Source organism: Natroniella acetigena (genome assembly GCF_023227745.1).
Lineage (GTDB): Bacteria > Bacillota > Halanaerobiia > Halobacteroidales > Halobacteroidaceae > Natroniella > Natroniella acetigena.
The window spans coordinates 31073-43893 of the sequence record NZ_JALKBX010000018.1 but is presented as its reverse complement, the minus strand read 5'-3'; the positions used below and the strand labels follow the sequence as shown (position 1 = coordinate 43893).

Genomic DNA, 12821 nt, shown 5'->3' with positions numbered 1-12821 from the left:
GTTTTTAGCCCTCTCGAAACTGATTTTGAAGTTTATTGGTTGCAGATTTTAATTTTAAAAGTGAAACTATATATCAACAAAAAGTAAGATGATTAAAAAAGTCATGTATTAAGTTAACGCACATGATTTTTCACTTAACAATGCAAGTGCACCTTTATTTTTAAAATTTACATATTTTTCTATTAGTCAAAGACCATATTAGTGCTAAAGTTTTACTTTTTATAATCTTCCTTTTTAAAAATAGATCTCAATAAAACTATCCATCCCCATGAAATAGATAGTGAAGGAATCGAAGCAGTTATAACCGCTTCAAAAAAAGACATTTCTTCGAATCCTAACGGTCTAAAAAAACCAACAAATAATAATGAAGCCATTAGAAATAAAGTGACCCGCTCAAAAAAAGATTTCGGAGGTTCTAAAAATATTTTAGCAAAGTCTATTCTAACTTTCATAATCATATCACCCTCCAATTTTTCTGCTGTAAGTTCAACAATTACTCCAAAATTAAATCTATTATCTGTTCAATATAAGGATCCCCCTTTATAACAGCCACCATCTCAACTAGTTTATCTAAAACACTTTAACTTACACTACTAAGGGATAAACCTTCATATCATTTAATAATTCTGCCTGAATATATTGAGGAATCATCAAACCTCAATTCAAGGCTGACCTTTTTAATAAAAATCATTGTTCAATTTTTACCTTTCTAGTAAGTTATTAAACATCAAAGTCATACAAGAAATTTTTTGTTAATCTTCTTTAGCTAAAATCAACTACAGCTATTACGTTCTTAGGGCAATTACTAACACATATAGTACATCCTACTTTATCTGCTTTTTTCAAAACTTCTATAGCTTCTTCTTTGCTGACATAAGTATCATACCCTCTATCAGCACAACTGAAATTTTCATTTATTAGTTGTTTAAGTTAAGCATAAGAATACTCTTTTTGCTGCATAAATTCTATAAGTTTTTGCTCATCTTTACTCAATATTAAATCTACTATAGTTTCTGCTTCCTTTGGAATTTCAAAATGCTTTATAACTTTAGCTTTCATAATCATACTAGCGCCCTATTTCTTCTACTGTAAATTCAACAATTGTTCCTAAGTGAATTAAATCTCTTATCTTCTCAATGTGAGGGTATAAATACATATCTTCTTCCATTATCGGTACCGTCTTAGCAATTTCATCTAAAACACTCTGGCTTACACTGCTTGGCTTCAAATCCTCATCTATAAACTGATATGCCTGATAAACTGATAATAGTTCAATAGCCAAAATATATTCCAACTTTTCAGCTACATCTACTGCTTTTTTTGCTGCATTATAACCCATTGCTACATAATCTTCCTGATTACCACAAGTAGGAATATTATCTATTGTAGCTGGATGGCATAATGTCTTCATATCATTTAAAAGTCCCGCCTGAGTATATTGAGGAATCATCAAACCTGAATTCAAGCCTGGTTTTTTTACCATAAACCATGGATATTCCGATAAGTTGCCATCAATTAATCTATTATTTCTTCGCTCTGACATCTTTGCTACCATTGTTGCTGCCATACTAGCTGAATCAAGTTCTAAACCTACATAAGAAGAGTCAGGGTTGCCACCAGAAATTGCTTCACCATCTTCTCCTTCTGCCCAAATTATTGGATTATCTGTACATGAATTCATCTCAATCTCTATTGTTTTTAATGCATCTTTTAAGGTTTTCTTGCTCGCTCCATGTAATTGAGGTATACACCTTAAAGATAGGGCATCCTGCAGTCTATAGTCAATATACTCTTTGCAAATTTCTGAATCATCCAAAATTCTACGTAAATTATCGGCTGTCTTTCTCTGTTCGCTGTGTGGACGCACTTCCATCAATCTTTCATCAAGGGCCTTAACTGTTCCCTTTAAAACCTCTAAATTCATTGCTCCAATTACATCTGCTGTTTTTACTGCTTTGATTATATCATATAAAGCTAAAGCTCCTAGTGCCGTAACAGCTGTTGTTCCCGATATAAGAATCAAACCTTCTTTTGCACTCAACTTAATAGGTTCTAAACCAATTCTTTTCAAAGCTTTTTTAGATTCTAAAAGTTCTCCATCAATATATGCCTTACCTCTACCTATTAATGATAATGCTATATGAGCTTCAGGACATAAATATCCAACAGACCCTTCCCTAGGAGCATAAGGGGTTAAATCATTATTCAAAAATTGTCTATACATATCTAAAGTCTCTAGCCTAATCCCACTATAACCTTGACCAGCATTCTGCAACACCATAAGCATTGTTGCCCTTGCTTCTTCTTTACTCATAGCTTCTCCTACCGAAGTAGAATGAGATAAAATAATATTCTCCTGTAATTTTTCTGTTTCTTCTTTGCTAATTACCTCATCGCATAAAGCGCCAAAACCAGTAGTTATTCCATACATTACTCTCTCTTCGTCAATCCATTTATCAACTAATTTTCTAGCTTTCTTTACTCTGTTTAAATATTTTTCTGTGAACTCTACTTTTGCCTCATACCTAGCTACAGCTATAAATTCTTCTATACCTATCTCTTCTCCTAGCATTACTTTTTTTATTTTTGTCATTAATACCCCTCCCTATTAATAAAAGGGAGATAAAATCTCCCTTTTAATTTAAACTATTATTCAATTATATCATCAATAAAGAACATCTTCATAGTTGAAATAACTTGTAATACAAAAATAAATAATACAAAAGAACCTCCAGCAGCTGAGAGGAATTTAACACCATCTACTCCCTGTTCTCCTCCTGCATAAGTAACCATAAAATAAGCTATAGCTGCAATAGAAATACCCCAAAGGAGCTTATGCCATTTAGCTGGTTCTTCATCAAATTTTAAACCTTCAGTACACAAAGCAGCTATCGTTCTTGTCATAGAATTGGCAGCCGTAGCAAATGAAAGAACCAAAGCCAAAATAACAGCGGGAACAAATAACCCCCCCAGAGGTATATGATCTAACAAGGCCCATAAACCTCCAACCGCTCCAGATTGTTCAATTACTCCTATTAAGTCAACTGTACCTTCCTGCTGCCAGTAAAGAGCAGTACTACCTAAAACTCCAAACCATACTACACTAAAGAAAGAAGGTAATATCCAATTAATAATCATAAACTCTCTAATTGTACGCCCATAAGCTATTACAGCTAGAAATAATCCCATTAGAGGAGCATAAGCAATCCATATTGCCCAGTCATATAAAGTCCACCATTGTACTAAAGCTGATCCTCCAATATCACCTGGATCAAGGCCCCACTGCCAGAAGTTATCCAGCCAGTATCCTAAGCTCACAGTAGAAGTCCTAAGTATATAAACTGTAGGTCCTGTAAAAAACAGCAAAGCTAATAAAATATAATAAATTTTGGCATTAGCATCAGCCAGCCATCTAATCCCTTTCTTTAAACCTAGGATAGAAGAAATTGAGTAAGTTGCTGTAATAACTACGACAATAGCAAGCCAGATTATTGGCCCTTGGCTAATTCCATAAGAAACTTCAAGTCCAGCACCAACTAAAGCTAATCCAGCTCCCAGAGAAGCTGCCAGTCCTAGTGCCATAGCCAGTAAACTCAAAGTATCTATTATGCTAGACCAGATACCTTTCTGAATTTTTTCTCCAAAGAGTGGTTCTAAAGTAGCAGTTACTGACAATGATTTACCCCTATTAAAATAAACATAGGCTACTGCTAAACCACACAATGAATACATAGCATAAGGTACAAAAGTCCAATTATAATAACTTCTGGCCAGAGCAAAAATTGCTGTTATTGGCTCGCCAGGCTCTAACCCAATCTTATCTAACTCACCATAAATATTACCAAAATAAATAATAGGCTCGTTTACTCCCCAAGTAACAATTCCGGTAGCAATCCCTCCTGTTAAAGCCATAGCAAACCACTTAACAAAAGAAAACTGTGGCTCTGCATCTTCCCCCCCCAGGCGAATATTGCCAAACTTTGAAAATGTCAAATAAACAACTAAAAACAACGTTACTACAGAAATGATTTGATATAACCATCCAAAATTACTAAGAGACCAGCTGAAAATTTGATTGGTAATTCTAGTTAATCCTTGGTTGTTTACAAGCCCCAAAACGGCAGCTCCACCAATAATTGCAAAGCTTGGTATAAATATTCCTTTTTTGAGACTTGATACTTTTTCGGGCATTAAACCTTCTTCAGTTTCTTGTTTTTTTTCTAGCATTACATTACTCCCTCCTTTTTTTAAGATTCAAAATATTATTATAATCGTCTTACAATTACCTTGAGTTTATTATATATTAAAATCGTCAATAAACCGTCAATAATATAGCTTAAATTTATATGTTTATATTATCAAGTCAGCAAATGAAAACATCTCTTTCACCTTAACTGTTTTATCACCTGAAACAACTAAATATTATATTTTTTTGCTACTATAATGAAGAATTAGACATAACATAAAACCTAACTAATCCTTTATCTTATAAGAAAGAACCTCTCTTCAATAATTGATAAGCTTTTTCTATGTCTTTGGTAAGCACTCTGTCCTTCTCTAAAAATGGAATCTCTTCTCTAAATAATTTATAAAGCTGCTTAGTACCTTCCCCAAGTGTATTACTAACACCTCTTAAATCAATAGCCTGTGCTGAATGCATTGCTTCAATCCCTAAAATATAATAAATATTATCTATAATCTTGAATAATCTCTCTACAACATGGGAGGAATTAGTAGAATGGTCTTCAATATGACCGGCAAGTGACTGATAATCTATTGAACTTGGATTAGCAAGATGACGAATCTCTGAATTTAAAGAAGCAAATGGTTTTTGAATTGTTCCATAAGCAATTACTTGACCATCAGCAGGTGTTAAGAATCTAGATAAACCAGTAAACTTAGGAGCAGCAAGCTTCTCTGTTCTTAAACAAGAAATCTTTGAAAGATGATTAAGACCTATCGCTACCATTTCTAATGCTAACACCCAAGTAAGCGGTTCAAAATTTCCACAAGAAATCATTTTATCTTCCTCTGGTAAAACACAAGGACTATCATCAGAAGAATTAAGTTGGACCTTCAGTTGTTTTTTAGCATAATTTAAAGCATCTATTACAGCACCATGATTCTGACTGGCAGTTCGATAAGACAATGCATCCTGTAATGGTCTAACAATACTAGGCTGCCATAAATAACTGCCTTCTAAATATTCACGAATACGTTCCGCACTAATAGCTTGTCCTTCATAAGGTCTGAATTTATATGTTAACTCTTCTAGTGGAGTAACATTTCCTTTCAACCCTTCTAAACTCAAAGCATATATTAAATCAGCTATTTTAATTAGTCGATCAATCTCATCTAAAGCTAAAGCTGCTTGCCCTGCTCCCAGAGCATTAGAACTTACAATAGCCAAACCATCTTTAGGGCCTAAAGTAATCGCTTCTAATCCAGCTTCATCAAGAGCTTGTTGGGCTTTCATTCTTTTACCTTGATAAATTACTTCTCCTTCTCCAATCATAGCTAAACCAATATGGGAAAGACAAGTTATATCTCCCATTCCAACTGAACCACGTTTAGGCATAATAGGATGAATTTGTTTATTTAAAAAATCACAGTACATATCAACAATAGCTGGTTGAATACCTGCTCTACCTACCAACAAAGTATTTAATCTCGCTAGTATTACTGCTCTTACTTCTTCCTCTGTAGCTTCAGGTTTTATAGCTACACAGTGAGATTTAATCAAATTATTATTATACTCTTCATAATAGTCTTCAAATACAACCTTATCCTTGTTCTCTCCTACACCCCTGTTCATTCCATAAACAGGTTCATCAGAATCTAATTTACTGAGTACATATTCTCTTACATCTTCAATTCTTTCTTTTGCTTCATCAGAAACTCTAACTTTAAAATTCTCCTTAGCTACTTTGCTAACATCTTCAATTCTAAGAGCTTCACCATTCAACAAAATTTCTTTTTTCATTAGATCTCCATCTCCCCTCCATATAGGACTATTCAAATCTGATTTTAGCTTATCTACTCCTCCTTTTCATTCAACGCCTCTAAAATTCTAGCTGGTGTCATAGGAAGAACATTTAACTTTATATCTAAAGCATCATTAACAGCATTAACTACAGCAGCAGTTACCGGTACAGTAGCAATTTCGCCAATACTCTTAGCACCATAAGGACCTTCATCTCCACCTTCTTCGATCAGCGAAACTCTTACCTTCGGCATTTCTGGAGCATTAACAAGATGATAACTACTGAAATTGGTGTTCAATGGCTGTCCCTTATCATTAAAGGTAATCTCCTCACATAGAGCCATTCCAATTCCCATCTGGACACCGCCGTGTATCTGCCCTTCTACAGAAGAAGGATTAATTGCCTTTCCTACATCATGAGCTGCTACATAATCCTTGAATTTCACTAAACCAGTAAATGTATCTACTTCTACTTCAGCAAAGTGAGCCCCATAACTACCAGGATTTGTCTGGGCCTGATAGGAGTAGGTAGTAAATAATTCCCTTTGATTCTCTACCTGAACTCGTGCTGCCATCTCGCCATAACTTAATCTCTTTTGAGGTGCATCCTTTAACCAGACCTCACCCTGCTCCATCTCAACTTGATCGGCAGTAGTATTAAGGACTTTAGCCGATTCTCTTAAGAACTGTTCTTTAAGCTTCTCTGCTATCTTAAAAGCACACATGCCACAAACATAAGTACCCCTACTAGCATGAGCACCGATGTCGTAAGGACTTAAATCAGTATCCGCCTCCAATACTGTAATCTCTCCAGGATCAATCTCCAACACTTCTCCTGCAATCTGGGCAATAGCAGTCAGAGTAGCATTGCCTAATTCATGTAGTCCCGTATTGAGTAGTAGACTTCCATCAGCATACATCCTCAGAGTCATACCTGTAAAATCATGGTAAGCACCATAATATCCATTACCATGAGTACAACAAGCAACTCCAATCCCTCGGCGATATCTGCCCTTATCCTCCTTACGATTTCGTTTGTTATACCAATCAAATTTCTCTGCCCCTTCTTTTAAAGCAGCAATTATCTGGGCATTACCTAAATTAGGTCCTCCAGTTGGATCTTTATCATAAGGCTGGATAAGATTCTTAAGTCTAAAATCAACAGGATCCATATCTAATCTTTTGGCCACTCTATCTATATTAATTTCAGTCAATGTATGAATCTGCGGCGAACCATAACCTCTACAGGCACCACCAATAGGGGTATTAGTATGGACTGATTTTCCTCGATATCTTTGATTCTCAATTCTATAGAGTCGAAAAACCTTCTTTGCCATAGCTATACTAACAATATTTCCGTTGGAGGTATAGCCCCCAGCATCAACTAACACATCGATATCTCTAGCCCTAATCTTACCTTCTTTATCTACAGCAGTCTTTACTTTACCTATAATCTTGCTCCGAGTTCTAGTAGCCAATATACTATCACGTCGTTTAAATTCCAACTTCACTGGTCGGTCAAGATCTCTGGCCATAAAAGCACATAACGGTTCCAAGAAGATCTCTTGCTTAGCTCCAAAGGAACCACCAACTGGTGCCTTAATAGCATGCACCTGATTAAAACGTAAATCTAACATATTGGCTACCATCATTCGAACAGAGAATAGTAACTGACAGGGACTTACTATAGCAATTCGATCTGGTTCTTTAGGGTAGGCAAAGCAGACATGATTCTCCATAGTAGCGTGATGTATTTTAGGGGTCTCAAGTTCATCTTCAAAGATCAATTCATCTGGAATCTCAGCAAAATTTCCTTCTACATCTCCACAACTTAACTCCTGTTTAGCAAAAGGGTTCTCTTCTCCATGTAAGCTATCATCAGAAGCTAAACCCTCTCTAGGATCAATAATAGGTTCTTCTTCTTCATACTCAACCTCTATTAAATCTAGGGCCTGCTGAAGCGTCTTTTTATCTCTAGCAACTACTGCTGCAACCCTATCTCCTACGAAACGAGCGTAGGGAGTTAATAAAACCTCATCTTTGGAAACTTCCTGCCCTCGATACCAGTTATAGGAATTAAAAGTATTCTGAGGAGTGTTTTCATAAGTGTAAACCTTAACAACACCTGGTAACTCTTCAGCTTTACTACTATCAATACTCTTAATTCGTCCCCGTGCAACTTCACTTAAAAGAACTCTAGAGTATAGCATATCTGAATGATTGAGATCACCAGCATATTTAAGTCTACCGGTTACCCGTTCTTCCACATCTTTAAACTTAATATTCTTTCCTACGTATTTATAGTCCTTCACCCTCACTCCCCCTTCCATCAGTCAATCTATCAGCCGCCAGTTCAACAGCCTCTATAATCTTCTGATAACCAGTACATCGACAGAGATTACCAGAAAGACCATGTCGTATCTCTTCTTCTGTCGGTCGAGAATTTTCTTCCAGTAACTTTCTTGCAGCTATCACCATTCCCGGAGTACAATAACCACACTGAACAGCACCAACCTCTATAAAGGTCTGCTGTATTATATCTAATTTATTTCCATCTCCAACACCCTCAATAGTAATAATATCTGCACCATCAGCCTGAGGAGCCAGCACTAAACAAGATGCAACTAATTCTCCATTCATAATCACTGAACATGCACCACATTCACCTTCTCCGCAACCTTCCTTAGCTCCAGTTAAATGTAAATCTGCTCTTAAAAGATCTATTAAACGAGTTTCGGACGTAGTTCTTACTTCTCTCTCCTCGCCATTAACCGTTAACTTTATTTTCATCAAATCTACCCTCCTAACTACCTTAATTTAGCTACCTTCTCTAAACTTTCAATCATTATATTTCTGGCAACTTCCTTACGATACTCTTTTGTAGCTCTAACATCATCGATCGGTGAGATTATATCTGCAACAAGTTCTCCTAATCTATTAAAATCTAATTGATCAATTTTTTCGCCTTTTATTTCCCGGTTAAGTTCTCTAATTAATAAAGGCGTTGGTGCTACTGAACCTAAACAAGTCCTTAACTCCTTAATGGTATTGTTATCTCTTTTTAATTTGAGTACTAAAGCTAGAGAAATTGTTGTAATAGCTACTGTCTTTCTCATCCCAATCTTTATCCAGCTACTATAAGTATTCTCTTCAGGTTTAGGAAGAATTACCTTAGTCAATAATTGATTCGGTTTTAAAATAGTTTTCCCAGGTTCTACAAAAAAATCTTCAGCAGAAACTATAATCTCTTCTTTAGCAGAAACCAGTTTGAATTTTGCTTCATACGCCAACATTCCTGGCAATAAATCACCCGCTGGCGAAGCATTAACTATATTGCCCCCGATAGTTCCTCGATTTCTAATCTGAGGAGAACCTACATTAGCTGCTGCTTGACCAATAATCGGAAAATATTTATTAATATATTCTGACTTTTCTAATTGAGAATGAGTAGCCCTCGCTCCAATTTCTATTCTATCGTCATATAACTTAATCCCTTCTAAACCTTCAAGCAATCTTAAATCTAATAAGTAATCAATATCATATAACCTTTCATAGTATCGAACTAATAAATCAGTCCCTCCAGCAAGCACTTCAACCTCTTCACCAATTTCAGCTAAAATTTCAACTGCTTCTTTAACATTACCTGGACTAAAATACTTTGTCTTATTCTGCTTTTGTTTTTCTTTCTTCAATCCTTTCATAATTTTAAATTTTCACCTCCTACATTTATTTTAATCTAAAAGCGTCAAAACTTAGTCAATTTCTAAATAATCATTAATTAAATCCAATTCATAATCTGCACCTATTTCTTGTAGAATAACTAACGCTTTCTGAGCATATCTACTATAATCTTTATCTAAATATTCTCCAAAAACTTCTTGTAATTTCTTATCCCCTTCCATTTCTTTAGCTACCTTAGTTTTAACACGTAATATAATCCCTGACCAATATCTCTTATGATGCTGCTCGATAATAGAATCAGCTACCTGTAAATAATCAAACGCCTCTTTATAATCTCCAAATTGAATAGAAAGTAAGGCTCTAAATCCATTGGCAATACTGGAGTATCCCCAGATTATTCTTAACTGACCAAATATCTCTAATGCTTTATTAAAACATCTGTTAGCCTGCTTGTATTTATCAAGTTCATAAAGTACTTGTCCCGCATTGGTATAGAAGATTCCTAAACCAGAAAGTATATCTTTTTCTTCACAAAGGTTAATACTCCGTTGATAATACTCTTTTGCTTCTAGAAATTCTCCTACATATCTCTTAACTTCTCCTAAATAATTATATACAGCTGCAATACCCAGCGTATATTTATTTCCCATGGTTTCCGCATCTTTAAAGGCTTGTAAAGCTTCTTTAAATAATTTTTCTGCTTCTTTATAATCTCTTTGATACAATTTAGCAATCCCAAAAAACCTCAAAGCTACTCCCATCTTCTCTTCTCTATTTAATTGTTTAGCTAAATTATACATCTTCTCTGAATTCTCTTCTATTAAACTAAAGTCTTCTTTTTGAATCCCTATCCCTGCCATCTGTTGATAATTATTTAGTACTCCAAGTTGATCATCTAACTCTTTTGCCTCAGGTATTGCCTGATTAATATGACTAATTGCTTCATCATACTTCCCTTGAGCAATTAAAAAGCGAGTCTTTATATTTAAAAATTTAACTTCCATCTGCTGTAACTTAATACTCCTACCTAGCCCCTGTTCTATTTCGTCTAATAAAGCTTCTGCCTTAGATAAGTAACATCTTGAACCTTTCTGGTTAAATGATAAGATTTTATCTTTACCTAAGTTTTTATCATTTACTATGGGATACAGTTCATGGGTATGATGAAAGTACAATTCTGCTTCTTTAATTAGATATTCCAAATGTTTAAGTTTATCCCCAGTCCGAGAATAATGATAGAGCAATTTAGCATAACGATCTCTACTTCTATTTTTTTGGGGTAAATTGTCTTCTAAAATCTGAGCAATCCTTTTATGCAATAAGTTAATTCTAGAAAAAGATTGTTGCTTGTAGATGAATTCACGAATCTTGGAATGGGTGAATCTATATGAAGGAACCTCTCCTTGTTTATTCTGCAATTCTTCTATTAAATAATATTCCTGCAATTCTTCCAGTAATTCTATTAATTTCAGATCATTCTTACCACTAATCTTTGCTAGCAAGTCATAACTTACTTGATCAAAACAGACAGACATTAATCTCAATATCTTCTGGGCTTCCTTGGAAACAGAAAGAACTCTATTTCTTAAAATATCTTTACTCTTAGTAGTAATGAAATTAGATAGACTTTCTTGCTGCTCTCCTTCTTTTAATAAATTTAACGCTTCTACTAAAAAAAAAGTATTACCTTCGGTTTCATTATAGATTGTCATTAATAGCTCTTCAGAAAAACTATAGTCTGAAATACTCTTTTGAACAAACTCTTTTAACTCTTTAAAACTCAACCTAGGTAAATTAATCTTTTTTATAAGCTCATACCTCTTTAAATCTAAAAAAATATTCTCTACTCTCTCTTTTCTTTCATTACGGGAAGTCATTAAAATTAAAATATTATTATTTTTACTCTTCTGGATCAAATTCTTTAAAAGATATAAACTTTTATCATCACACCATTGTAAATCTTCAAAAAACAAAACTAACTTCTTCTCCTTAGCAACCTCAGTTAAAAGAAAGAGCAAAGCTTCTATGGCTGATTGAGATTGAATAGATTCAAAGTTAAGCATTCCTTCCGGTAATAATTCTTCTTCCTCTGCCAAAAAGGAAGGAAATAAGAATGATATTATCTTCTTCCAAGGTAAAGAGATATCTATATTATCAAGCTCAACCTTATCTTTAAGTTGTTCTAAGATATTATTCCATGGCTTAAAGACATAATGCTCTTCTGCCTGAAAACAATTTGTTTCTAGAAGCAACGCCTCATCTAATTCAATCAAAGATAAAGCCTGTTTAACTAAAGTGGTCTTGCCTATCCCTGCTTCTCCAAAAATAAAATAAGAATAACTCACTTCTCCCTGTAAAAATTTATATAAATTATTAACTAAGCTCTGTAATTCATCTTCTCTACCAATAAAACTTTGGTTATATTGATTATTATCATCTACATTACTTGATAAATTTTCTCTTATATGTTGTAAGAAATCAACAGTCTTCCTATCAGGAGTAATTCCCAACTCTTTATTTAACTGTTCTTCTAATTCTTTATAAGTGCTAATTGCTTTAGCTACAGCCCCTTGTTTTACATATAATTCCATCAGGTTGCGATATGCAACTTCATCAAATTCATCTACTTTAATTAGTAATTTCAAATAATTGATAGCCTCTTGTATCTTTGCCTCTTTTCTATATTCTTTAATCTGTCTCTTTAATGAATTAATATATAACTGTCGATAATAATTTCTCTGCTCAAAAATCCAATTACAAAATTCAGGTGCTTTCTTAATTAAAAAATCACTAAGAAAATCGCCTTGATATACCTGAACAGACTTTTTCAATTTCTTAGCCAAAAAGATATCTATATCTAATTGCAAGTTGCAATCTTCACAAATAGCAATAGTAAATCTATCTGGAGTTGTAATAATTTCTTTTCCTATGATTTTTTTAAGTTGATAAAGAGCATTGCGAAGATTCTTCTTAGCCTTGTCATCTACCATACTTCCCCATAATAAAGTAGCAATCTTATCCCGAGAAATCTCTTTCTTTACTACAAGATAGTAAAAGAGAGCCTCAACTTTTTGATATGGAAACTCTATCTCTTTTCCATTCAATTTCGCTGTAGGAGCACCTAATAAATTCACTTCCAAATTTAGCATATTTTTAT

General features: G+C 34.2%; 9 protein-coding genes. All 9 read right to left on the bottom strand.

What is annotated here, in order from left to right:
- Positions 1 to 212 precede the first annotated feature (212 nt).
- The 9 genes from MWH25_RS06040 to MWH25_RS06005 all read right to left on the bottom strand — a co-directional run bounded on the left by MWH25_RS06040 (position 213) and on the right by MWH25_RS06005 (position 12813).
- Complete coding sequence (locus MWH25_RS06040; protein ID WP_248626747.1) at positions 213 to 452, bottom strand: hypothetical protein; 240 nt, start codon at positions 450 to 452, stop codon at positions 213 to 215.
- A gap of 478 nt (positions 453 to 930) precedes the next feature.
- On the bottom strand, positions 931 to 1059 hold the full coding sequence (locus MWH25_RS12905) for a hypothetical protein (RefSeq protein ID WP_282706900.1): 129 nt from the start codon (positions 1057 to 1059) through the stop codon (positions 931 to 933).
- A gap of 7 nt (positions 1060 to 1066) precedes the next feature.
- Positions 1067 to 2593, bottom strand: a complete 1527-nt coding sequence (locus MWH25_RS06035) for an HAL/PAL/TAL family ammonia-lyase (RefSeq protein ID WP_248626746.1) — start codon at positions 2591 to 2593, stop codon at positions 1067 to 1069.
- Positions 2594 to 2649: 56 nt separating this feature from the next.
- A complete protein-coding gene (locus MWH25_RS06030; protein ID WP_248626745.1) occupies positions 2650 to 4227 on the bottom strand; it encodes a BCCT family transporter in 1578 nt (525 codons plus the stop codon).
- A 259-nt stretch (positions 4228 to 4486) separates the two neighbouring features.
- On the bottom strand, positions 4487 to 5983 hold the full coding sequence (locus tag MWH25_RS06025; RefSeq protein ID WP_248626744.1) for an HAL/PAL/TAL family ammonia-lyase: 1497 nt from the start codon (positions 5981 to 5983) through the stop codon (positions 4487 to 4489).
- A gap of 53 nt (positions 5984 to 6036) precedes the next feature.
- Positions 6037 to 8295: a xanthine dehydrogenase family protein molybdopterin-binding subunit gene (locus tag MWH25_RS06020; RefSeq protein WP_248626743.1), complete on the bottom strand. Its 2259-nt coding sequence runs from the start codon at positions 8293 to 8295 to the stop codon at positions 6037 to 6039.
- Positions 8282 to 8773, bottom strand: a complete 492-nt coding sequence (locus MWH25_RS06015; protein WP_248626742.1) for a (2Fe-2S)-binding protein — start codon at positions 8771 to 8773, stop codon at positions 8282 to 8284. The genes MWH25_RS06020 and MWH25_RS06015 overlap by 14 nt, the downstream gene beginning before the upstream one ends.
- 17 nt (positions 8774 to 8790) lie before the next feature.
- On the bottom strand, positions 8791 to 9684 hold the full coding sequence (locus MWH25_RS06010) for an FAD binding domain-containing protein (RefSeq protein WP_248626741.1): 894 nt from the start codon (positions 9682 to 9684) through the stop codon (positions 8791 to 8793).
- Positions 9685 to 9735: 51 nt separating this feature from the next.
- The gene (locus MWH25_RS06005; protein ID WP_248626740.1) at positions 9736 to 12813 is read right to left on the bottom strand and encodes a tetratricopeptide repeat protein; all 3078 of its coding nucleotides are present in this window, start codon (positions 12811 to 12813) and stop codon (positions 9736 to 9738) included.
- Positions 12814 to 12821 lie beyond the last annotated feature (8 nt).

What these genes read in the sequence shown, in the direction of transcription:
- MWH25_RS06040 (WP_248626747.1), bottom strand. Translation starts at nt 452, where the DNA reads ATGAAAGTTAGAATAGACTTTGCTAAAATATTTTTAGAACCTCCGAAA.
- MWH25_RS12905 (WP_282706900.1), bottom strand. Translation starts at nt 1,059, where the DNA reads ATGAAAGCTAAAGTTATAAAGCATTTTGAAATTCCAAAGGAAGCAGAA.
- MWH25_RS06035 (WP_248626746.1), bottom strand. Translation starts at nt 2,593, where the DNA reads ATGACAAAAATAAAAAAAGTAATGCTAGGAGAAGAGATAGGTATAGAA.
- MWH25_RS06030 (WP_248626745.1), bottom strand. Translation starts at nt 4,227, where the DNA reads ATGCTAGAAAAAAAACAAGAAACTGAAGAAGGTTTAATGCCCGAAAAA.
- MWH25_RS06025 (WP_248626744.1), bottom strand. Translation starts at nt 5,983, where the DNA reads ATGAAAAAAGAAATTTTGTTGAATGGTGAAGCTCTTAGAATTGAAGAT.
- MWH25_RS06015 (WP_248626742.1), bottom strand. Translation starts at nt 8,773, where the DNA reads ATGAAAATAAAGTTAACGGTTAATGGCGAGGAGAGAGAAGTAAGAACT.
- MWH25_RS06010 (WP_248626741.1), bottom strand. Translation starts at nt 9,684, where the DNA reads ATGAAAGGATTGAAGAAAGAAAAACAAAAGCAGAATAAGACAAAGTAT.
- MWH25_RS06005 (WP_248626740.1), bottom strand. Translation starts at nt 12,813, where the DNA reads ATGCTAAATTTGGAAGTGAATTTATTAGGTGCTCCTACAGCGAAATTG.